Origin of the sequence: Ruminococcus flavefaciens ATCC 19208, assembly GCF_000518765.1 — a bacterium.
Taxonomy (GTDB): domain Bacteria; phylum Bacillota; class Clostridia; order Oscillospirales; family Ruminococcaceae; genus Ruminococcus; species Ruminococcus flavefaciens.
The window spans coordinates 120,119-142,044 of record NZ_KI912492.1 but is presented as its reverse complement, the minus strand read 5'-3'; the positions used below and the strand labels follow the sequence as shown (position 1 = coordinate 142,044).

The 21,926-nt window shown below is 44.4% G+C and carries 19 protein-coding genes and 1 riboswitch; of the genes, 15 read left to right on the top strand and 4 right to left on the bottom strand.

What is annotated here, in order from left to right:
• Window positions 1-67 precede the first annotated feature (67 nt).
• Genes L870_RS0114625 through L870_RS0114615 form a run of 3 tightly spaced genes read left to right on the top strand, consistent with a single transcriptional unit; the run spans window position 68 to window position 1,712 of the window.
• Window positions 68-295 (top strand): helix-turn-helix domain-containing protein, encoded by a 228-nt coding sequence (locus L870_RS0114625; protein WP_028518775.1) that lies wholly within the window; start codon window positions 68-70, stop codon window positions 293-295.
• A 15-nt stretch (window positions 296-310) separates the two neighbouring features.
• A complete protein-coding gene (locus L870_RS0114620) occupies window positions 311-997 on the top strand; it encodes a JAB domain-containing protein (protein ID WP_028518774.1) in 687 nt (228 codons plus the stop codon).
• A gap of 1 nt (window position 998) precedes the next feature.
• Window positions 999-1,712 carry a JAB domain-containing protein gene (locus tag L870_RS0114615; RefSeq protein WP_028518773.1) on the top strand — a complete coding sequence of 238 codons (714 nt, stop codon included), beginning with the start codon at window positions 999-1,001 and terminating at the stop codon, window positions 1,710-1,712.
• 26 nt (window positions 1,713-1,738) lie between these two features.
• Here L870_RS0114615 and L870_RS0114610 read toward each other — a convergent pair whose 3' ends face one another.
• The 4 genes from L870_RS0114610 to L870_RS0114595 all read right to left on the bottom strand — a co-directional run bounded on the left by L870_RS0114610 (window position 1,739) and on the right by L870_RS0114595 (window position 6,138).
• Complete coding sequence (locus tag L870_RS0114610; protein ID WP_028518772.1) at window positions 1,739-2,170, bottom strand: hypothetical protein; 432 nt, start codon at window positions 2,168-2,170, stop codon at window positions 1,739-1,741.
• 11 nt (window positions 2,171-2,181) lie between these two features.
• Window positions 2,182-3,366 (bottom strand): methionine adenosyltransferase, encoded by a 1,185-nt coding sequence (gene metK / locus L870_RS0114605; protein ID WP_028518771.1) that lies wholly within the window; start codon window positions 3,364-3,366, stop codon window positions 2,182-2,184.
• Window positions 3,367-3,432: 66 nt separating this feature from the next.
• Window positions 3,433-3,536, bottom strand: a riboswitch (SAM riboswitch).
• A 504-nt stretch (window positions 3,537-4,040) separates the two neighbouring features.
• A complete protein-coding gene (locus L870_RS0114600) occupies window positions 4,041-5,474 on the bottom strand; it encodes a sensor histidine kinase (RefSeq protein WP_051411597.1) in 1,434 nt (477 codons plus the stop codon).
• Window positions 5,461-6,138 carry a response regulator transcription factor gene (locus tag L870_RS0114595; RefSeq protein ID WP_028518769.1) on the bottom strand — a complete coding sequence of 226 codons (678 nt, stop codon included), beginning with the start codon at window positions 6,136-6,138 and terminating at the stop codon, window positions 5,461-5,463. The genes L870_RS0114600 and L870_RS0114595 overlap by 14 nt, the downstream gene beginning before the upstream one ends.
• A gap of 234 nt (window positions 6,139-6,372) precedes the next feature.
• Here L870_RS0114595 and L870_RS0114590 point away from each other — a divergent pair, with 234 nt between their 5' ends.
• The 12 genes from L870_RS0114590 (at window position 6,373) to L870_RS0114535 (ending at window position 21,873) form a co-directional block, all read left to right on the top strand.
• Window positions 6,373-6,612 carry a hypothetical protein gene (locus tag L870_RS0114590; RefSeq protein WP_028518768.1) on the top strand — a complete coding sequence of 80 codons (240 nt, stop codon included), beginning with the start codon at window positions 6,373-6,375 and terminating at the stop codon, window positions 6,610-6,612.
• On the top strand, window positions 6,609-8,633 hold the full coding sequence (locus tag L870_RS18765) for a putative bifunctional diguanylate cyclase/phosphodiesterase (RefSeq protein WP_051411596.1): 2,025 nt from the start codon (window positions 6,609-6,611) through the stop codon (window positions 8,631-8,633). Before L870_RS0114590 ends, L870_RS18765 begins: the two co-directional genes overlap by 4 nt.
• Window positions 8,634-8,695: 62 nt before the next feature.
• A complete protein-coding gene (locus tag L870_RS0114580) occupies window positions 8,696-9,778 on the top strand; it encodes a 6-phosphofructokinase (protein ID WP_028518767.1) in 1,083 nt (360 codons plus the stop codon).
• Window positions 9,779-9,961: 183 nt separating this feature from the next.
• Entirely contained in the window at window positions 9,962-10,171 is a 210-nt protein-coding gene (locus tag L870_RS0114575) for an NINE protein (RefSeq protein WP_028518766.1), read from the top strand.
• 250 nt (window positions 10,172-10,421) lie between these two features.
• A complete protein-coding gene (locus L870_RS0114570) occupies window positions 10,422-12,137 on the top strand; it encodes a phospho-sugar mutase (protein ID WP_028518765.1) in 1,716 nt (571 codons plus the stop codon).
• 93 nt (window positions 12,138-12,230) lie between these two features.
• Window positions 12,231-13,928, top strand: coding sequence for a DUF6311 domain-containing protein (locus L870_RS0114565; RefSeq protein WP_037272555.1), 1,698 nt, complete (start codon window positions 12,231-12,233; stop codon window positions 13,926-13,928).
• Between the two features lie 139 nt (window positions 13,929-14,067).
• Window positions 14,068-14,271, top strand: a complete 204-nt coding sequence (gene rpmE, locus L870_RS0114560) for a 50S ribosomal protein L31 (RefSeq protein WP_019678077.1) — start codon at window positions 14,068-14,070, stop codon at window positions 14,269-14,271.
• 51 nt (window positions 14,272-14,322) lie between these two features.
• The gene (locus tag L870_RS0114555; RefSeq protein ID WP_028518763.1) at window positions 14,323-14,961 is read left to right on the top strand and encodes a YigZ family protein; all 639 of its coding nucleotides are present in this window, start codon (window positions 14,323-14,325) and stop codon (window positions 14,959-14,961) included.
• Between the two features lie 150 nt (window positions 14,962-15,111).
• Window positions 15,112-16,107 (top strand): deoxyguanosinetriphosphate triphosphohydrolase, encoded by a 996-nt coding sequence (locus L870_RS0114550; RefSeq protein ID WP_028518762.1) that lies wholly within the window; start codon window positions 15,112-15,114, stop codon window positions 16,105-16,107.
• Window positions 16,108-16,115: 8 nt separating this feature from the next.
• Window positions 16,116-17,852, top strand: a complete 1,737-nt coding sequence (gene dnaG, locus L870_RS0114545; RefSeq protein ID WP_028518761.1) for a DNA primase — start codon at window positions 16,116-16,118, stop codon at window positions 17,850-17,852.
• A 13-nt stretch (window positions 17,853-17,865) separates the two neighbouring features.
• A complete protein-coding gene (gene rpoD, locus L870_RS0114540; RefSeq protein ID WP_051411595.1) occupies window positions 17,866-18,945 on the top strand; it encodes an RNA polymerase sigma factor RpoD in 1,080 nt (359 codons plus the stop codon).
• A gap of 189 nt (window positions 18,946-19,134) precedes the next feature.
• Window positions 19,135-21,873 carry a bifunctional diguanylate cyclase/phosphodiesterase gene (locus L870_RS0114535; RefSeq protein WP_028518759.1) on the top strand — a complete coding sequence of 913 codons (2,739 nt, stop codon included), beginning with the start codon at window positions 19,135-19,137 and terminating at the stop codon, window positions 21,871-21,873.
• The last annotated feature ends 53 nt before the right edge of the window (window positions 21,874-21,926 follow it).

Here is a 21,926-nt window from a genome sequence, read left to right as displayed (position 1 = left end):
TCCATAATATGTTAAAGTCAATAGTACCGATAGGTTCTAATGTTTAACATAAAAAGGAGTGATACCCGTGTACTTTCAAAGACTGAAAGATCTACGTGAAGATAACGACATGAATCAGACTCAGATAGCCGAATTGCTGCACACGAGCCAGACTGTTTACTCGCGCTATGAGAGAGGGTATCGCACTATCCCTGTCGAGCATCTGCTCATACTTGCTAATTTTTACGGAGTTTCCGTAGATTATATACTGGGCAGGACTAACATAAAGGACATCAATAAAAATAAGAGAAAATAGCGAAGGAGGAGCAGTATGGACAGCAAAAATCCCCATGCAGGTCACAGGAGCCGCATGAGAAAACGTTTTCTCGCTTCGGGATATGATGCGTTATATGAACATGAGCTCCTTGAGCTTCTGCTGTTTTACGCCCGTCCTGTAGTGAATACCAATAATATCGCTCATGCTATTACTGACGAGTTCGGCTCACTGGGCAAGGCTCTCTCCGCAGATAAAGACAAGCTGTGCGAAATTGACGGTATGGGCAGCAGCGGTGCGCTGTTTATGAAGCTGATGTATGACTTCGGCACAAGTTACCTGAAACGCTCCCACAACAATGAAACTCTCAACACCGTCAAGCAGCTATGCGACTGTATTTCCGAGCAGTTCAGCAGCTCACAGGCTAAGATATGCAATATTCTCTGCCTGAGTTCTCAGTCCGAGTTGCTGCGCAGTATAACTCTTCCTGTTGATGATATTACAAACGGAAGCATCTCCCAGAAGGAGCTTGCTGCTATGATACTGAAAAGCGGTGCTTTCAGTGTCTGTATCGGTCTCAACCACGGAAACGGTCTTACTCTTCCGAATGACGTTGACTACGCCGTTACCCGCATTTTTGCGGAGCTTCTTTCGGCAGTCGGCATAGTATTCAGAGACTGCATCATCTACGGAAGCGAAAACTGCTTCTCTATGCGTTCAAGCGGCGCATTTTCATTCAGATAATATGGCTGATAAAGATAAAAAGCTCCGCAGGGAGCTTCTGAAGAAAAAATACAGTAATAATGGCTTTGATGCTCTCACCGAAGAAGAAAAGCTGGAATTACTGCTTTCGTACTCCTGTACAGGTGATACCGCACAGCTTGCAAAGGAACTTCTCAGTGAATACGGCAGCATAAATTCTCTTGCAAATACAGATGTTCAGCTGCTAATGAAAGAGAAAAATGTAAGCGAACAAGCGGCTGTGCTTATAAAGCTTATCCCTTGTCTCAGCCGTACTCTTTACCTTGAACATTTCAAAATAACTACTCTTAACAGCACTGACTCCGCAAAAAGCTTTTTCACCAGCCATTTTATCGGAACTGTAGGCGAACAGCTCATAATTACTGCGGTAAACAAGAGATTTCGTGTTGTAAATACAAAAGTACTGGCATTCGGCTCACCGTCACAGACCTACGCTTCTTACCGTGATATTGCCGATTTTGCAGTAAAAAGCAGCTGTACTGTATTCTTTATGGCTCATAATCACCCTCAGGGCGTATCTGTGCCCTCAGACAGCGATATACTGTTCACGAAAAATGTTTCAAACGCACTAATGCGGTTGGGTTCAGTTCTGGCTGACCATATAATCATAGGCTCGGACAGTGCTTTTTCATTCAGAGAAAACAGCCTTCTGCCAGATTTTTCAGCATCGCCGCTGAAAGGATATACCTGCAAATAAAAAGCTCCCTTCAAGGGAGCTTTTCTTTATTCAATTACCTTAGTTTCAGAAGTTTTCGACTGTTTAAGTGTAAACTCTGTATGAGTCGAAACCTTCTTTTCGGGATCATTCTTATCCGCAGCCGTTGAATGTATGGTGAGTTTTACATCACTGAAACCGTCAAGCACCATTGCGAGCCTGTAAACAGTCTCACGCAGTATATCTACCTTGTGAGCGCTGTATATCCGTCCGATAGCAGATTCGGGATTGCATTCAAACAATGCATACATCAGACTCAGCACTTGCTCACAGCATTTCGGCGTTTCCATGACTCCGTTTATCATTTTGAACTTCATATCAATAGAACCGTCAGATGCCACAAACTCAGCCATTTCGGAATTGCTGGCATATCTGCTGAAAATATCAATCAGAACTGCATTTGTAAATTTAAGCTCAGCGTAATTTTCAAGCTCTGCCATAGTATTGCTCCTTATGAAAGTGCAGCCTTAAGCGCGTCAACTCTGTCAGTCTTTTCCCAAGCTACACCCAGATCCTCACGACCCATATGACCGTAAGCAGCAAGCTGTCTGTACTGTGGCTTTCTGAGGTCGAGCATCTTGATGATAGCTGTAGGACGGAGATCAAATACCTTTGAAACAGCCTCTGAGAGCTTATCCTCATCTACCTTGCCTGTACCGAATGTATCAACAAGGATAGAAATAGGCTTAGCAACACCGATAGCGTATGAAAGCTGTACCTCACACTTGTCAGCAAGACCTGCTGCAACAATGTTCTTAGCGATATATCTTGAAGCGTAAGCAGCACTTCTGTCAACCTTTGTCGGATCCTTACCGCTGAAAGCTCCGCCGCCGTGACGAGAATATCCGCCGTATGTATCAACGATGATCTTACGTCCTGTAAGACCGCTGTCACCCTGAGGACCGCCTACAACGAAACGTCCTGTAGGATTGATGAAGAGCTTTGTATCCTTGTCCATAAGCTCAGCAGGGATAACTGCTTTGATGACATACTCCTCGATATCCTTGCGGAGCTGCTTGAGTGATACGTCAGCAGAATGCTGAGATGATACAACAACTGCGTCAACTCTTACAGGCTTGCCGTTATCATACTCAACAGTTACCTGTGACTTACCGTCAGGACGGAGATAACGGAGAGTACCGTTCTTACGTACCTCTGTAAGCTTCAGTGAAAGCTTGTGCGCCAGAGAGATCGGGAGCGGCATAAGTTCCGGAGTCTCGTTACAAGCGTAACCGAACATGATACCCTGATCTCCTGCACCGTTTGAAAGTCCGTCAGACTCATTGTTTTCTTCTCTGTATTCAAAAGCCTCATTAACACCCATAGCTATATCAGGTGACTGCTCATCAATAGATGTAAGAACAGCACAGGTGTGTCCGTCAAAGCCGTATTTTGCTCTGTCATAGCCGATATCGCATACTACCTGACGAGCGATCTTAGGAATGTCGATGTCAGCAGAAGTAGTGATCTCGCCCATACAAAGGATCATACCTGTTGTAACACAGGTCTCGCAGGCAACTCGTCCTGTCTTGTCCTTCTCAAGGATAGCGTCAAGTACTGCGTCTGAGATCTGATCACAGATCTTATCGGGATGTCCTTCTGTAACCGATTCTGAAGTGAAAAAACATTTGCTCATTAATTTTACCTCCTGAAAAATAAAAAAACTTCTCTTTCCGAAAAGAGAAGCCATAGATACACTATGCCCTCATCTTCCGGATAAACCGCAGGAATTAGCACCTTCGACTCATTACGTTCGGGTTGCTGCGACTTCACAGGTCCTGTTACCTCCGTCGCTCTTGATAAGGTTACTGAATTATTATACACTACGATTCGACATTTGTCAATAGGTGTTGCGCTTATACAACAAAAAAACTTATATAAAACAAACGAGCTTCCGTATTAAGGAAGCTCATCTGCCATGATATAGGGATTATTGGGGATTTAATAATTTAATGTTGGGGTAAACATTAAACTACCATGAAAATCAGCTTCGGGATCTCTCCCTCAGCAAATACATTATAGCATAGGATTATGTATTTTCTGTGAAAAATTCAAATGAGCGGCACACAAAATTTTAAACACTTTTACTATTTTTATATGCATTGTCAACAATATGGTGTTATATTGTCTCCACACGATATACTCGCCGTAAAAAACGCCCAACGAATTATCGCCTGTAAACGGCATTTTTTGTTCTGAAATAACTCTTTTCAGGTTCAAAAGAACGAAAAAATATCTGTAAGAACGGATACTGAGTTCATCCCGTCAGGTACTTCCCTGCCATTTCGCTGCACCATACTGATCTGACCTTTATTTCACATCACTTATCTTGAACCAGAATGTAGACCCCTTGCCAAGTGTACTGCGCACACCGTAGTCATAGTTGTGCATTTTCAGCACAGCCTTTACGATAGAAAGTCCCAATCCTGTTCCCACGACTTCACGCTTGTGGTTCTCAGAGCGGTAATACTTATCAAAAATAAGCTTTATCTTATCCTCTTCTATACCGTCGCCTGTATCCTCGACTTCAACAAGAACACCGTCAGGCTGGTTTATCTGTCTTACAAAGACCTGTTTATCCTTGCCCGTATAATTTATGGCATTATTTATAAGGTTATAAATTACCTGCTCTATTTTTACAGAATCGCAGCAGACCGTTCTCTCCTCATCGGGAGTAAAGTGTATCTGATAGCCGTTTTTATCGGAAAGTCCCTTGAATCGGTCAATGATCTCATTAAGCTTGCCCCTTATGCCGAATTCGGACGGTGTAAGCTTCTGCTTGCCGCTTTCAAGCTTTGAAAGGTCAAGCATATCGTTTACAAGAAGAGCAAGGCGGTCGGTCTCGCTTATGATTATTTCAAGATGTTCATTTCGCTTTACAGGATTATCTCCCGAAAGATCACGTATCATCTCCGCATAGGCTTTCAGCATGGTAAGCGGAGTCCTAAGATCGTGTGAAACGTTTGCGATAAGGTCTCGCTGCATTGTATCGACCTTTGAAAGCTCCTTTTCTGCATAGGTAAGGGTGTCCGCAAGCTTTTTTGCTTCAAGATAGCCTCTTCCGTCAAACTTTGTATTGAAATCACCCTTTGCAAGGTTTTCGGCAGAGCTTGTTATCCTGTCTATAGGAGCGGCGATCCTCTTTGAAAGGTACAGCGATATAACAAACGCAAAGATTATCAGTATCACTGTTATCAGCATAATCTGTCTTTTTATAATACTTACAGCAGCTCCTACAGGCGCAAGTACAGCGTTTATGAGCAGATAGCCGTCACATTCGTTTTTTCCGACAGTACAGCCGTAAAGTAGCATATCATATCCGCTTCTCGGATTTTTCATTCTGAGCTTTATGATACCGTTCTCGGACTCATCTATGGCATCTTTATAGATGCGCAGTTTTGAGAATTTGTCATGCAGGATACAGTCGCCGATAACATGACTTTTTTTATCGGGGTTGCCGTATCTGTCAAGAACTTCTACACAAAAATCATTATCCACCGACATAGTGTTTATTTTTCTGTAAAACTCCTCTTCATCGCCGCTGTTATAAGAATCAGCAATAGACTCCATGCATTTTGAAGCCGTGCTTATCCTCATTCTCTCATAGAAATGCTCTAAGAATAAGATCTGGAACAGCCACAGCAGTGTGAATACTACTATAGTAAACAGTACAAAATACAGCCATACCTTGAATTTAAGAGGTATGCGCGAGCCTGCGTTTTTAAAAAACTTAATCCGCTTCAAACTTGTATCCCATTCCTCTCAGTGTGACAATGAATTTTCGATACTCGCCAAGACTGTTTCTGAGCATTTTTATATGTGTATCAACAGTTCTGTCATCACCAAAGAAGTCATAGCCCCATACTTCTTCAAGAAGCTTGTCTCTCGAAAGGGCAATATTCTTATTTTTAACAAGATAGAAAAGAAGGTCGTACTCTTTCGGAGTCATAGAAGCCTTTTCACCGTTTACGTAGACCTCACGGCCTGCAATATCGACTTCAAGGCCTTCAAACGCATACTTGTCAACAGTTACTGATTCCTCCTGTCTTGTATTGCGCTTCAGTACTACCTTTACTCTCGCCATAAGCTCCTTTGGAGAAAAAGGCTTGACAACATAATCATCAACACCTATCTCAAAGCCGAAGAGCTTGTCATATTCCTCACCTCTTGCAGAAAGCATTATAACAGGTACATTCTTTGTCTTGTGTATCTCCTTGCAGGCAGAATATCCGTCAAGGCGAGGCATCATAACATCCATTATAATAAGGTCATAATCATTATCATGGCAGAGATTTACAGCCTCCATGCCGTTTTCGGCTTCCGTAACCTCATAGCCTTCAAATTCAGCATATTCGCGTACTACTTTTCTGATATTCATTTCATCGTCAACGATCAGGATATGAGCCATTTTTTACCTCCGATTATACAGGTTTTTATCATTATTAATGAATCACAGCCTAAGCTATTCTTCGTTTATATTATAGCATTATATCAGATAAAAGTGTATATTCAGTGAAATTTTCTTGTATATTTCCGTCAATTTTATCAAAAATGGTAGACATGGTTAAATTTTTGATTGACTTTTTCAGTAATTTTTGCTATAATGTAGTTGGATATTTGTATATGAAGGGAGGCGGTATCTATGAGAAGAACTTTTAACCCGCTCGCAGCATCAGTCATAATAGTCGCAGCAAGTGCTCTTGTTATAGGATACTGCATTTTTAACCCTGAATATGCGAAGGATACGCTCATAATATACGTCTGCACAATGGTCTGCGCTACGCTTATTCTCGCAATATCAGGCTGGATCTACAAAAACAAAAAGACCTCCATAGATCAGAAGGAGATAACCAAGGTCATCGAAAACCTCATACCGAAATGATAATCTGGTCCGATAACTTTTCATACGTATATATAAATAAAAAGCTCCGTGACCTTCTGGGCATAAGCTCGGAAAAATCCGATAAAAAGGAAGCCGTATGGACAGCCTTCGGAATAAATACTCCCGATGCAAGCGCTCTCGGAAAGATCGCAGGAAGCTACTCTTATGAATCCAGCTTCAGAAACCCGCAGGGCAACCTTGTCTCTATCGCATGGAGCACCTCCCCTGTAAAGAAGTTCAAGAAGCAGTGGGTACACCTCAGCACAGGCTTCAATCTTACAGAGCTGAAAAAAATGCGTGTGAACCTTGCAAGTGCCAACGACTTCTTCAATTCCTCGATGGAGCTTGCCGAGATCGGTCTTATAATGAGCACCGACAGAAAAATATACCGTGCATCGCCCGAGCTTGTACGCATGCTCGGACTGCGCAACAGTACGATCAATATAAACGAGTTCCGTGCAATGGTACACCCTAACGACAGGATACAGTTCGACGGAGCTATCCGCAACAGGGATATGTCCGAGATAAAGAATATAGAAATACGTCTGAGAAGTGCCGACGGCTCTTACCGCTGGTACTCCTACCGTTTCAAGTCTATCCCCGGAACAGGCAATACCCTGCCCCTGTTCGGCGGAGCTGTCATCGACGTAACTCAGGAGCACGAAAAGGATATGCTCATAGAGCGGCTTGCGTATATCGACGAGGTAACAGAGATCGCAAACCGCAACAGACTTGTGAGCATGGGACAGGAAATATACGATTCCTGTAAGATCCTCAATTACTCCTTCTGGATGATAGTTCTCGATATCGACAGATTTCATATCATCAATGATACTATCGGCTATTCAAACGGTAATTACGTGCTGAAGAATTTCGCACATATCCTTTATAAATTCGTTACTCCCGGCGGCCTTGCAGCAAGAATAAGCGGCGATAACTTCGCTCTTCTCCTAAGAGACTACGGCGATGACGAAATGCCCACACGTACTGTAAAATCAATACAGGACGAATTTGCAAAGCTTGCCGTTGACGAGCTTGCTTCCATAAGCCTTACCTGCTCGGCAGGCTATTCAAAGATGCCCGAGGACGGCAGCTCCTTCCTCGATGTAATGGAACACGCCGAGTTCGCTCTCAAATCAGATGACAGCACTCAGGGCAGTATCTGCGGATATGAACCGAGTATGCACGATTCCATCATCGGCAACACCGAGCTTGAAAAGTCTCTTGCTCTCGCTATCGATAACAATGAGCTCCAGCTGTTCTATCAGCCTAAGATCGACCTTTCATCAGGCAGGATCATGGGCGTGGAAGCACTTATACGCTGGATAAAGCCGGACGGCACCATAATTACTCCCGATGCTTTCGTACCGATCGCAGAAAGCTCTCATCTTATAAGCAAGATAAGTGAATTCGTACTTAACGAAGGCTGCCGCCAGAACAAGCTGTGGCAGAAAATGGGCTATCCCAGCATCGTTATGTCTATAAACTTTGCTTCCTCAGACTTCTACCAGACCGACCTGCGCGAAAAAGTGTTTGAAGCTCTCGCAAGATCGGGACTTGACCCGCAGTGGCTGGAAGTCGAGCTTACAGAAACTCTTGCACTCAGCGATATAGACTTTGCCGTAAACCAGATGAACAAGCTCCGCGATCTCGGCGTAAAGCTTGCTATGGACGACTTTGGCACAGGCTACTCTTCACTGAGCTATTTGCAGATACTCCCTATCACTCTGCTGAAGCTGGACCGCTCGTTCATAACCGATATCGAACACGATAATATCGCATATGAGATAGTTTCTGCGGTAATCCGTATCGCAAAATCAAAGAAGATTGAAACTATCGCAGAGGGTATCGAGGATACTGTTCAGGAATCTATCCTCAGAATGGCAGGCTGTGACTACGCACAGGGCTATCTCTACGGCAAACCTATGCCGCCCGAGAAGATACAGGAATTCTTTGAAGCAAACGAAAAGAAATGCCGTGAATTCAAAGAAAAGCGCAGCCACAGCGGCAAGAAAAAATAACAGCTTTTAAGGGGATATTGAAAGCTGTATCAAAAATCTAATGCAAACGGAGGTCTTTAATTATGAAAAGACGAATAGGTATTCTGACAAGCGGGGGCGACTGTCCCGGTCTTAACGCAACTATCCGAGGAGTAGCAAAGGCTTGCTATGAGCGTTTTGGCGAGGACAATGTCGAAATAGTCGGCATATCAAACGGATATTACGGACTTATCAACAACCTTTGCAAGGAGATGTCACCTACCGCATTCTCAGGCATACTTACTCAGGGCGGAACTATATTCGGCACAAAGCGTCAGCCCTTCAAGATGATGCAGGTCATCGGCGAGGACAACGTTGACAAGGTAAAAAATATGAAGGAGACCTACAAGAAGCAGAAGCTGGACTGCCTCCTTACTCTCGGCGGAAACGGTACTCACAAGACCTCCAAGCTGCTTTCTGATGAAGGACTTAACGTTATCGGACTTCCAAAGACCATCGACAATGATATCTACGGCACTGACGTTACATTCGGCTTCCACACGGCAGTTGATATAGCTACAGATGTTCTTGACCGACTCCACACAACGGCTGCAAGCCATTCCCGTGTACTTCTCTGCGAGATAATGGGAAATAAAGCAGGCTGGCTCACCCTCAACGCAGGTATCGCAGGCGGTGCTGACGTTATCATTATCCCCGAGATACCCTATGATATCGACAAGATATGCGATGCTGTAATGGCAAGAAGTGCTTCAGGCAAGACCTTCTCCATAGTTGCTGTAGCTGAGGGAGCTTTTGATGTGAACGAAGCTCAGATGAAGAAGAAGGAACGTGCAAAGAAGCGTGCAGAAGCAGGTATACTCACCGCGACCAGCCGCATTGCCGCACAGATACAGTCAAATACAGGACTCGAAGCAAGGGTCTGCGTACCCGGACATATGCTCAGAGGCGGTGCTCCGAGTGCATACGACAGAGTTCTTTCAACTCAGTTCGGCGTTCACGCTGCATACCTCATAGCTAAGGAACGCTATGGCAGAACAGTTGCAAAGATAGGCAATAAAATAACATCGAACAAACTCGAAGATATCGCAGGAAAGACCAAATTTGTCGATACGGACAATCATCTCGTTATCGCAGCCCGTGATATCGGAGTTTCCTTCGGCGACTGATACAACAAAAGATCATATTTTTTTCATAATTCGTTTAAAAATTGACCTTTTTGTTATTTTTTAACATTTCAGATAAATTAAAAATGTTGATTTTGCGAATTGTTTTTTTCAATTTGTTATGATATAATCTAACCATAGTAATTTAAGTGATTGCTATACAATGATATTAGGGAGGACTTTATTATGTCAGAAAAAAATTGGTTAACTACATTATTGCTTTGTCTGTTTCTCGGTGGTTTAGGAGTACACAGATTTTATGTAGGCAAAATAGGAACAGGTATTCTTTGGCTCCTCACATTAGGCTGCTTCGGTATCGGCTCTCTTATTGATCTTATCATGATCATTTGCGGCAAGTTTACCGACAAGGACGGAAACCTTATTACTCACGACTAAATAAACCTAATAAAACACAGGCTTGAAATACAGCCTGTGTTTTTTTGTAGTATCATTAATAGCAATATATATTTTTGCTTCACCTGTATCAATAATAAATATAAGTTGGTTAATTCCGCTAAAAATAGTTACATAATCAATGTAAGTAACTGACCAAATCAGAAAAAAAAAGCATAAAATGAAAAAAGCTATTCCCAAAGGCAGCAATATGTGGTATAATAATTATATATCTGTTCAGGAGGTATTATAAATGTCAGAAATGGAACTTTACAGTCTTTGGTGTAAAAACGCCACAGCTGATCCCGATCTTCAGGCAGAGCTTGCCGAGATAAAGGGCGACAACGATGCAATAATTGATAGATTTTACCGTGACCTTGAATTCGGTACAGGCGGTCTCAGAGGTGTTATCGGTGCAGGTACCAACCGTATGAACATTTACACTGTAAGACGCGCTACTCAGGGCTTTGCAGATTATCTCAACCAGGAATACAGGAACCCGAGTGTTGCTATCTCATTCGACAGCCGTATAAAGAGCGATGTTTTCTCAAAGGCTGCTGCCGAGGTACTTGCAGCAAACGGTATAAAGGTACATATATATTCTGAGCTTATGCCTACACCATGCCTTTCATGGGCAGTACGCGCACTCAAGTGTCAGGGCGGTATCATGGTGACAGCAAGCCACAACCCTGCTAAATACAACGGTTACAAGGTATACGGCGAGGATGGCTGCCAGATCACTCTCAGAGGCGCAGAGATAATCCTTGAAAAGATCAATTCACTGGACATATTCAATGATGTAAAGTCGTCTGACTTTGAAGCTGAATTAGCTAAGGGCAATATCTCATACATCGGAAACGATGTTATCGAAGATTTCTATAAACACGTTCTTGCAGAGGGAATAAACACAGATCTTTGCGCAAGCAGCGGACTCAAAGTTGTTTACACTCCTCTCAACGGTACAGGCAACAAGCCTGTCCGCGAAATACTCAAGCGTATCGGCATCACAGATGTTACTGTAGTTAAAGAACAGGAAAATCCAGACGGTACTTTTGCAACTTGTCCTTATCCTAACCCTGAGATACGTGAAGCACTTCAGGTAGGCCTCAGCTACTGCGAAAAGGTAAAGCCTGATCTCCTTCTTGCTACAGACCCTGACTGTGACCGTGTAGGTATCGCAGTTCCTGACGGAAAGGGCGGCTATGCACTCTTCTCAGGCAACGAAGTCGGAGCTATGCTTCTTGAGTACATCTGCCAGCAGCGTATCAGAAAGGGCACAATGCCTGAAAATCCTGTTGCTGTCAAGACTATCGTTACTACAGATATCGTAAACCTCATCGGTAAAGAATACGGAGTTGAGATCATTGACGTCCTCACAGGCTTCAAGTTCATCGGTGAGCAGATAGGTTTCCTCGAAGCAAAGGGTGAAGAAAAACGCTATATCTTCGGCTTTGAAGAGAGCTACGGTTATCTTTCGGGCGGCTATGTAAGAGACAAGGACGCTGTTGATGCTTCAATGCTTATCTGCGAAATGGCTGCTTACTACCGTACACAGGGCATAACACTTATGCAGGCTCGTGAAAATATGTACAAGAAGTACGGTATGTTCCTCCAGACTCTCTACAGCTTTGAGTTTGAAGGTGCAAGCGGTATGAAGCACATGGAAGAGATCATGACAGGTCTCAGAAACGATCATCCTACTGCTATCGGCGGTCTCAAGGTCGAGAGATTCGAGGACTACAAGGCAAGCACTTCCAAGAATATCGCTACAGGCGAGATCAAGGAGCTTACACTTCCCAAGTCAAACGTTCTTGCGTTCTATCTTGAGGGCGGCTGCAAGGCTATAGTTCGTCCATCAGGTACAGAGCCGAAGATAAAAACTTATATCACAGCCAAAGCTCCTACACACGCACAAGCAGAGGTTATCGAACAGAAGATTTATGCTGATTTTACACAGAGCATGAAATAATATAAAAGGGCGGACTTCTGTTCGCCTCTTTATTTGCGGCAGACATTTCCGCTGGTGAAATAACAAAATATAACAAGGAGTACATACTAAAAAATGGCTAATCCAAAACCAACAACAGAAAAAAAAGGTATATTAACAGATCACGGCAGCAAAATCACATTTCTGATCGGAGCTATACTCGGTGCTCTCACGTTCATCGTGATATTCGGCACTTCCATGATATCACCTTCAAATACAGACTGGATATTTGCCTACACAGGCGATGCCACACAACATCACCTCGGCTGGGTATTCTTCAGGAACAGCCCGTGGACCTTCCCGATTGGTCTCACTGACGGACTTACCTGCAATGGCGCAGTTTCGTGTATGTACTCGGATTCTATCCCGCTTTTCGGATTGATATTCAAGATACTCTCCCCCATTCTCCCCGAGACCTTCCAGTTTCTCGGTCTGTGGGGTATGATATGCTTCGCTCTCAACGGCGGCTTCGGAGCTGTTCTGCTCTACCGTATAAAGCCCGATATATTATTCTCGTCAGTCGGCTCTCTGTTCTATGCAGCCTTTCCGGCAGCCATAAAGCGCATCACCCACCACAATACTCTCGGCGCAATATGGCTTTTCATCATCGCTATGATACTCTGTCTCGACTATAAGAAAGAGTACAAGCACAAGTTCGCTCCCATGATTCTATGGGCAGTTGACTGTATGCTCGCTGTTCTGATACACAGCTATTTCGTTCCCATGGTGTTCATGGTAATGGCGGGATACGTGATACTCGTTGTATTCAGAAGTAAAAATCTCAAAAAAGCAGTTGCCGTGTTCGGCACTTCAGTCGCTTCGACTCTGCTGACCTTGTTTGTCATAGGAGCCTTCTACGGACAGGGCAGCTATATTGACGGCGGATTCGGCGGATACTCTTCAAATCTCAATACATTTTTCAACCCGCAAGGAGTTTCAAAGTTCCTTCGCCCGCTCAACAGCCTCGATGGACAGGGAGAAGGATTCGGATATCTCGGTCTGGGCATGATAGTATGTGTTATCATCTCATTGATAATCTTTTTAAGTATCCTGGAAAAGAAGGAAGGCAGCTTAATAAAGGCTGCATTAGGCCTGTTTAAAAAGTACAAAGTCGAGTTCTGGGCAATTACAGTTGTATTTATGTTCAGCTTCTGCTGGGCTGTCAGCAACAGAATATCCCTCAACGGAAGACTTCTTCTCGAGATACCTCTCCCGCGTCTTGCAAGAGGAGCTCTCAGTATATTCCGTTGTTCGGGACGTTTTATATGGGTTTCCGGTGTTATCGTCATGACATCCGCTATGGCAGTCATTTCAAAGATCCCAAGGAAATCAGCATTAGCCGCAATTGGTCTGTGCTTCCTTATTCAGGGCTTGGATATCCGTGACTGGTGCAGGGGTCTCCATAAACAGTACTCTACTCCTCCCGCTTATGAATACGCTCTTAAAGACGAGAAGTGGGAAGAACTGACAGAGAATACAAAAGAAATAATCTTTCTGCCTATGAAGGACGCTTACGGTCTGTATATGCAGATGTACTTCGATTTTGCACAGATGGCAGCTAAAAAGGACATGAGCCTGAGCAGCTTCTACCTTGCACGTATGGACCTCGAATCTGTCAGAAACTACGCTCAGGAGCAGTATGATATGCTTAAAGCAGGAAACGGCAGGAGCGACGTTCTCTATGTATTTTTTGATAAAGAGGACGCTGTTGAGGAGACAGATAAAACAAAGGTTTATGAGATCGATGGCTACACTGTCGCTAAAGTTAAATAAAAATAATATTAACATTTGCTATTGACATATCTGTTATAAAGTGTTATAATTTATAAATGTAATGTATATTCGGCACTACTGTCTAACGGAACTGATGGGCTGCTCGATTTACAATAATAAATCGAAAGAGGTGACAATCGTGAAAGAGGGAATCCATCCTGAGTTCAAAAAGACCACAATTACTTGCCACTGCGGTAATGTGATCGAGACTATGTCTACAAAGGAAAACATCAAGGTTGAAATCTGCTCAAAGTGCCATCCGTTCTATACTGGTAAGCAGAAGCTTGTTGATACAGGCGGACGCGTTGACAGATTCAAGAAGCGTTTCAATATGGACAAGTAAGTCACAAGCCCCGTCATTGACGGGGCTTTTCGTCAATAAGGTTAATTTATTATGAACTATTTCACTATTTCTGCCAACGCAAAGGCTTCATTTATAGAAAAGCGCTCCGAATTTATCGGTTACATCTCCCCTGTCAGAACAAACGACGAGGCTGTTGCCTTTATAAATTCCATCAAAGCCGAACACCGCAAAGCCAAGCACAATGTCTATGCGTATATACTGCGTGAGGACAATATTTCCAGATATTCCGACGACGGCGAACCTCAGGGAACTGCGGGCGTTCCCGTACTCGATGTGCTGAAAAAACGCGGACTTACTGATGTATGCGTTGTAGTAACACGCTATTTCGGAGGTATTCTCCTCGGCGGCGGCGGACTTGTCAGAGCATACTCCCATGCAGCTTCACTTGCCTGCGATGCGGCTCACATCATGGATATGTGCCTGTGTCACCGCCTGAAAATTACTGCGGACTACGGTATGTACGGCAAGATTTCCTATCTTCTGCCGAACTATGAAACTATCACCGTTAATTCGGATTTCGGCAGCGATGTCACTCTTGAGATACTCGTCCTTTCCGAAAAGCTCGATGCGCTTCAGAAGGAGCTTGTGGAAGTCACCAACGGTTCGGTAAATATCGAGGACTGCGGGGAGCTTTTTGAAGATTTTTCCTCAGTGCGAAAAAAATCCTGAAAAAAATAAAGGGTTTTTTGTTTCAAAATAGTATAAGTATATAGAAGCGATTTTTAAAGAGCTGTGCACAGCTTTATACTGTGCGCATTTTTTTGACTGTATATGCACGTATACAGTTTTGCCATTTCAATAGGTCAGGGGGAGATACAAATGACTGTACGTGAACAGATAGAGATCAGTGAAGCAGGCATACTCAGCAAATACGCCTGTGCCAGCATCGACGAAGTCGGCACAAAACGCGATCGCTATGAGGAAAAATGCCCTTTCCGCACTGAATTTCAGCGTGACCGCGACCGTATACTCCACTGTAACTCCTTCCGCAGATTAAAACGTAAAACTCAGGTGTTCCTGTCACCTGTGGGCGACCACTACAGGACACGCCTTACACATACTCTCGAAGTATCACAGATAGCAAGAACTATTTCCCGCGGCATGAGGCTGAATGAAGATCTTACCGAAGCAATTGCCCTCGGTCACGATCTGGGGCACTCACCTTTCGGTCACTGCGGTGAGAGAACTCTCAATGAGATATGCCCCCACGGCTTCAAGCACTACGAACAAAGTGTAAGAGTTGTGGAAGTCCTCGAAAAAAAGGGCAAGGGGCTCAATCTCACTCATGCCGTCAGAAACGGCATACTCTGCCATACAAATATGGTGGCTGATACAAAAGAGGGCAATATAGTACGACTTGCCGATACTATAGCTTACATAAACCACGATATCGAGGACTCTATCCGCGCAGGCATACTTGATCCAAACGATCTGCCCCGGGATTGCGTAAGAGCTCTCGGCAGGACAAAAACTCAGCGTATAACTACGCTGATCGCCTCCGTAATCGGCCACGGAGCAGTTGATATCGACTTTGCTCCCGATATACGAAAGGCTCACGATGAACTGAAAAAATTCATGTTTGATAAGGTGTACACCAATCCTGCCGCAAAGCAGGAGGAAGGCAAGGCTGTACTCCTTGTGCAGAAGCTTTATTCCTACTTCATCGAACACAGCAGCAAGCTGCCCGATGAGTATAAAATTATAATGAAAGATTCCGATGCAGACCGCGCTGTATGCGATTACATTTCGGGTATGAGCGACGAATATGCCGTTGATCTTTATACCGAACTGTTCGTACCGAAATTCTGGAAGTGAGGTAGAAAATGCCTGTTAACGACGAATTTCTCTACAACCTGCGAAATGCCAATCCTATCGAAACAGTAATGGGCAGCTATGTTAATCTCATAAGGCGAGGACGCAATTATGTCTGCTCATGTCCTTTTCACTCGGAAAAGACTCCGTCATGTACGATCTTTACCGATACTCAGAACTTCTACTGCTTCGGCTGCGGCGCAGGAGGCGATGTCATCACCTTCACCATGAAGATAGAAAATCTTACATTTTCCGAGGCTGTAAAGCTCCTTGCTCAGCGTTCGGGAATGGAAGTCCCTGCCTTCGGCAACAAGGACAGCGGCTACGCAAAGCGTAAGACTCGTATCTATGAGATGAACCGCATCGCTGCCAATTACTTCTATACCAACCTTATAAAAGGCTCGGACAAGACAGGTCTGCAATATTTCGCAAACCGCAAGCTTACTCCTCAGACTATAAAAAAATACGGTCTCGGCTATGCCTCTGATTCATGGAACGAACTTACAGATCTTCTTAAATCAAAAGGCTATTCCAACGAGGAAATGGCTGACGCATGGCTTGCAGGCATGAAAAACGGACGGACCTTCGATATGTTCCGCAAAAGAGTCATGTTCCCAATAGTTGATCTCCGCGGCAATATCATAGGCTTCGGTGGACGAGTCCTTGACGACTCACAGCCAAAATACCTCAACACGGGTAAAACTCCCGTATTTGACAAGGGCTCTAATCTGTTCTCCATGAACTTTGCCAAGAATTCAAACGCAAAACGTCTGATACTTTGTGAGGGATATATGGACGTTATTGCCGTAAATCAGGCAGGCTTCGAGAACGTGGTCGCCACACTCGGAACTGCTATAACTCCCGATCAGGCGCGGCTCATAAGCCACTATGCCGAGGAAGTGATAGTTGCCTACGACAGTGACGGTGCAGGTCAGAAGGCTACTCAGAAAGCTATCAACCATTTCGCGGACGTTGGTCTGCGGACTAAGATAATACACATGGAAGGCGCAAAGGATCCCGACGAATTCATAAAAAAATTCGGACGCGACCGCTTCAGAATGCTGCTCGACGGCTCTAACGACGCTAACGACTTCATGCTTGACAAGTGCGAGGTCGGACTTGATCTTTCTACCGAGATAGGCAGAGTAGAGCTGCTGAAACGAACCGCAAAGGTGCTTGCAGGCATAGAATCACCTTTAGAGCGAGAGGTTTATATATCTCGCACGTCTAAGAAGTGTGACATACCTGTACAGGTGCTGAAAACCCATATCGACTCCATGCTGCAAAAGAACAGCCGAAGTGCCAAAAAGACCGAATGGCGCAATATAAAGGCTAAAACCTCGTACATACGCGATGATATCAACCCCGACGCCGTTTCCAACAAAAAGGAAGCCCGCGCCGAGGAGACTATAATCAGCTACCTGCTGAACCGTCCTCAGGAATATGAGGACATCGAAAAGCTGGCTCCGCCGCAGACATTTGTAACTGCTTTCAATAAGAAAGTTTACACGGCACTGCTTGAAAGGCTGAAAAATTCCGACAAATTCTCGATCTCACTGCTGTCCGATGAATTTTCCACGGACGAAATGGGAAGAATAAGCGGAATAGCAGCAAAAAAACGCAATGTTGACATTACCCGTGATGTTGTGGCAGACTGTGCTCAGGTGCTGAAAAACACAAGACCCGCTTCTAACGGAGACCTCAGCAATGATGAACTGCTGGAGCTCTTCCGTTCAAAGAATAAATAGGAGGAATATTAAAATGGAAAAGAAAAATACCATCGAAGCCTTGATGGAACAGGGCAAGATCAACGGCAAACTCACAACAAAGGAAATTACAGACGCTTTGGAGGAGCTGGATTTTGACGTTGATCAGATCAATACCTTCTATGACAATTGTGAAAATCTAAACATCGAGATCGTCGAGGATATGAACCTTGATGCCGACCTTAAGATCGGTCTCGACTCAAATATGACAGACGACCTTGAAATGGCTCTTTCAACAGAGGGAATCGCTATCGACGACCCTGTAAAGATCTACCTCAAGGAGATAGGACGAGTTCCGCTTCTTACTACAGAAGAGGAAATAGAGCTTGCACAGAGAATGGCTAAAGGCGATCCTTACGCTAAAAAGCGCCTTTCGGAAGCTAACCTTCGTCTTGTTGTTTCTATCGCTAAGAAGTACGTGGGCAGAGGTATGCAGTTCCTCGACCTTATCCAGGAAGGTAACCTCGGTCTTATAAAAGCTGTTGAAAAATTCGACTACACAAAGGGCTTCAAGTTCTCCACATACGCTACATGGTGGATACGTCAGGCTATTACACGTGCTATCGCAGATCAGGCAAGAACTATCCGTATACCAGTTCATATGGTTGAAACTATCACAAAGGTAAAGAAAGTTTCAAGCCAGCTCCTTCACGAGAACGGTCACGATCCAAGCCCCGAGGAGATAGCAGACAAGCTCAATATGCCTGTTGACAAGGTACGTGAGATAATGCGTGTGGCTCAGGACCCTGTATCCCTTGAAACTCCTATCGGTGAAGAGGAGGACAGCCACCTCGGTGACTTTATCCCGGATGATGACGCTCCTGCTCCTGCTGAAGCAGCTTCACATACTCTCCTCAAGGAGCAGCTCAATGAGGTGCTTTCCACACTTACAGACCGTGAGGCAAAGGTGCTCAAGCTCCGTTTCGGTCTTGAGGACGGCAAGTCACGCACCCTTGAGGAAGTTGGTCAGCGTTTCGACGTTACCCGTGAGCGTATACGCCAGATAGAGGCTAAAGCTCTCAGAAAACTCCGTCATCCGAGCAGAAGCAAAAAGGTCAAGGATTTCCTTGACTGATAGCTGCATAGTTATTTCCGAAGCCGCCTGAAATGGGCGGCTTTTTTATTGACAAAATACGCTTTTTGCTGTATAATTAAAGTGTATAAATCGTACGTTATCACGGTCACCTGCTGACCGTAAAAATGCAGGTACTAACATGAGGCGCGGTGTCTTTTCTGCGCCCGTCATGCGGTATACGGAGTAAATATGGGTATTTTTGATTTTAGTAAAACTCCTCCCGCGCTGAGCCGTGACTGGAAGGTCTTTCAGCAGTTCGTCGGCAATATAGGTGCGTTCACGTATATTGCAAAGGAAAAAGCTGCCTATCTTGATTCGGCTGCCTGTCATATGCTTGGCTGTCCAAACGAAAAGATAAACGAATTTGAATTCTTCAACCTCCTTGAGATGATCTCAAAAAATCCTGTTGAAGGACAGAAGCACATCTACAAATATACCGACGGAAATGTGACAAGGTATATAAAAATGAATATCTACGAAAGCAGTGACGAATGGCTGGGCTTCGTTCAGGACTTTACCCGTCAGATATCGGAATTCAACGACCGACAGGCTTTTGTGGAATATGACCCTGTTACAAGGCTTCCGTCTTATCCGTCGTTCTCACAGAAGATCAAGAAGATACTTCCCGATGTTCAGCACGCCTGTCTTGCCACTATCTACATAAACGGCATCGACAAGCTGGGCTCATACCTCACTGTTGACAATACCAACAGCTGTATAACATCTGTTGCGGAAGCTCTTAAAAGTTTTGCCAGTGATACTCTCATAATCGGCTCAAAATCCAACTATGAGATATGCGTATTCTTCCGCGAATGCGACAAAATGAGCATATATAATATCCTCAACAGTATGGACGAGGCTGTTCAGAAATGCGTTCTTACCGACGATTTCGGCGAAATAATTGATATTTCCGACAAGAGCCACATCAGTCTTTCTATCGGCTGTGCTTCATATCCTGAGGAAGCCTCAGACTTCAATATGCTCGTTAACTATTCAGAGTTTGCACTCTTTGAAGCAAGAACGGACAAAAGAGCTGTTATCAACTGGTTCTCGGAGGAAAACTACATACGCGAAAAGGACTCCTACCGCAATGCACAGACCTATTCGCGCATTGTACAGGAAAACCTTCTCACCTACTATTTACAGCCTATAGTTGAGACTCAGACAGGTGAGATAGTAGCCTACGAAGCGCTTATGCGTACTATCGGAGATATCAAAATGGCTCCGAAGCAGATACTGAAAATAGGCGATGCGCAGAATAATCTCTACGCTATCGAAAAGCTCACCTTCTTCAACACAATGAAGCTGCTCAGCGATAATCAGCAGATCTTTGAGAAGCGAAAGCTTTTCATCAACTGCCTGCCTAATCATCTGCTCACAGATGAGGACTTCAATGAACTCTATCTTACTTACGGTGAACTTCTCGAAAAGACCGTTATTGAGATCGTTGAGGAGTCTGCGGCTACTGCAAAGGGCATAGAGACTCTGAAAAAGCGCTGCGGATTTGCACACGCTATGCTGGCTATAGACGACTATGGCACAGGCTATTCAAACTCTTCAAATCTGCTGCATTACTCCCCTGATTACATCAAGATAGACCGTTCGCTCATAAGCGATATACACAACGATCTGAAAAAGCAGCAGCTCGTTACTTCTGTTATCGAGTTCTGCCACGAAAATCAGCTCAAATCACTGGCTGAAGGCGTTGAGACTCTTCAGGAGCTCAAAACTGTTATACGTCTCGGCGTTGATCTTGTACAGGGATATTATACATCAAAGCCAAAGCCGCTCTTCCTTAACAGCATATCCTCGGATATCAAGGACGAGATAATCAAGACCAATCTTGAGACCCGCCCCGAAGGCGTTAAGAAGATCTATGCCGCACAGAATGATACGGAAGTCGATCTCCTTAAGCTGGCTCTTGAAAAATACACCGATATCCACGTTTATCAGAGCAAGCTAACTATCGTCGGCGATCCCGACAAGCCCGTAAAAATGAATATATCCATAATGGATAATCACAGCTGCGAGCTTACACTCAAAAACGTCAATATGATAAGCGGAAACAGCAAGCCTACTATCACTGTGGGTGAGTACGCAAGACTTGTACTAACTGTTGTCAAGAACAACAAGCTCAGCTACTCGGGTATCTATGTGCCTATGGGCTCACAGTTCGAGCTTAACGGCAAGGGCAATCTTTCTATCGACTGCTATGCCTCCGAGGGCATAGGCATCGGTAACGACTACGACCACGGGTACGGCGATATCACCATAGACTTCGGCGGTACTCTCGAAATTATCTCCAACAGTGTTGAATCACTGTGTATCGGAGGCGGATATAACGATGATGACTCAGACATAAAGCTCGTTTCGGGCAAGGTCAAGCTGTTTATGTACTCACATAACGGTCTGGGCATCGGAAGCTTCAACGGTGATGCAAATATCGAGATCGGTGAGAATTGCTCTCTCGATATGAATATGTCCGGCATAAAGATAGCAGGTATTGGAAGCTGCAAGGGTATCGCTACTATCAGCACTTCCGCTGATATAAATATGTCATGCACAGGTGCACAGGCCGTCGGAATAGGCGTTCTTGAGGACGGCGAGGGCAGTATCTACATCAAGCAGGGCAAGATAAACATGAAGATGCGCTCAGGCAAGAACTCGTGTATCGGTGCGATCAAGGGCAGCGTCAATACAAAGATAAAGAATGCCGACATCACTATCGACTCTGAAGGCGATGAGGTAACAGGTATCGGTGACGCTCTCGGCACAGGAAATGTCACTATTATAGATTCACAGGTATCTATGGTCGTTAACGCTGGAAATCCTAAGGATATAGGCACTGAAAGCGGCGACGTACAGATACAGAATTCAAATGTAAGCTCGCTTGTGAACAACAAGCGCACGACTTACGCAAACAATTAAAGTATTCAGTTCCCCGCCTTTTCGGCGGGGAAACATATGATAAGAAAGGTAAG

What these genes read in the sequence shown, in the direction of transcription:
- dnaG (WP_028518761.1), top strand. Translation starts at nt 16,116, where the DNA reads ATGCCTGTTAACGACGAATTTCTCTACAACCTGCGAAATGCCAATCCT.
- L870_RS0114590 (WP_028518768.1), top strand. Translation starts at nt 6,373, where the DNA reads ATGAGAAGAACTTTTAACCCGCTCGCAGCATCAGTCATAATAGTCGCA.
- L870_RS0114550 (WP_028518762.1), top strand. Translation starts at nt 15,112, where the DNA reads ATGACTGTACGTGAACAGATAGAGATCAGTGAAGCAGGCATACTCAGC.
- L870_RS0114575 (WP_028518766.1), top strand. Translation starts at nt 9,962, where the DNA reads ATGTCAGAAAAAAATTGGTTAACTACATTATTGCTTTGTCTGTTTCTC.
- L870_RS0114535 (WP_028518759.1), top strand. Translation starts at nt 19,135, where the DNA reads ATGGGTATTTTTGATTTTAGTAAAACTCCTCCCGCGCTGAGCCGTGAC.
- rpoD (WP_051411595.1), top strand. Translation starts at nt 17,866, where the DNA reads ATGGAAAAGAAAAATACCATCGAAGCCTTGATGGAACAGGGCAAGATC.
- L870_RS0114615 (WP_028518773.1), top strand. Translation starts at nt 999, where the DNA reads ATGGCTGATAAAGATAAAAAGCTCCGCAGGGAGCTTCTGAAGAAAAAA.
- metK (WP_028518771.1), bottom strand. Translation starts at nt 3,366, where the DNA reads ATGAGCAAATGTTTTTTCACTTCAGAATCGGTTACAGAAGGACATCCC.
- L870_RS0114555 (WP_028518763.1), top strand. Translation starts at nt 14,323, where the DNA reads ATGAACTATTTCACTATTTCTGCCAACGCAAAGGCTTCATTTATAGAA.
- L870_RS18765 (WP_051411596.1), top strand. Translation starts at nt 6,609, where the DNA reads ATGATAATCTGGTCCGATAACTTTTCATACGTATATATAAATAAAAAG.
- L870_RS0114610 (WP_028518772.1), bottom strand. Translation starts at nt 2,170, where the DNA reads ATGGCAGAGCTTGAAAATTACGCTGAGCTTAAATTTACAAATGCAGTT.
- L870_RS0114565 (WP_037272555.1), top strand. Translation starts at nt 12,231, where the DNA reads ATGGCTAATCCAAAACCAACAACAGAAAAAAAAGGTATATTAACAGAT.
- L870_RS0114595 (WP_028518769.1), bottom strand. Translation starts at nt 6,138, where the DNA reads ATGGCTCATATCCTGATCGTTGACGATGAAATGAATATCAGAAAAGTA.
- L870_RS0114580 (WP_028518767.1), top strand. Translation starts at nt 8,696, where the DNA reads ATGAAAAGACGAATAGGTATTCTGACAAGCGGGGGCGACTGTCCCGGT.
- L870_RS0114570 (WP_028518765.1), top strand. Translation starts at nt 10,422, where the DNA reads ATGTCAGAAATGGAACTTTACAGTCTTTGGTGTAAAAACGCCACAGCT.
- L870_RS0114620 (WP_028518774.1), top strand. Translation starts at nt 311, where the DNA reads ATGGACAGCAAAAATCCCCATGCAGGTCACAGGAGCCGCATGAGAAAA.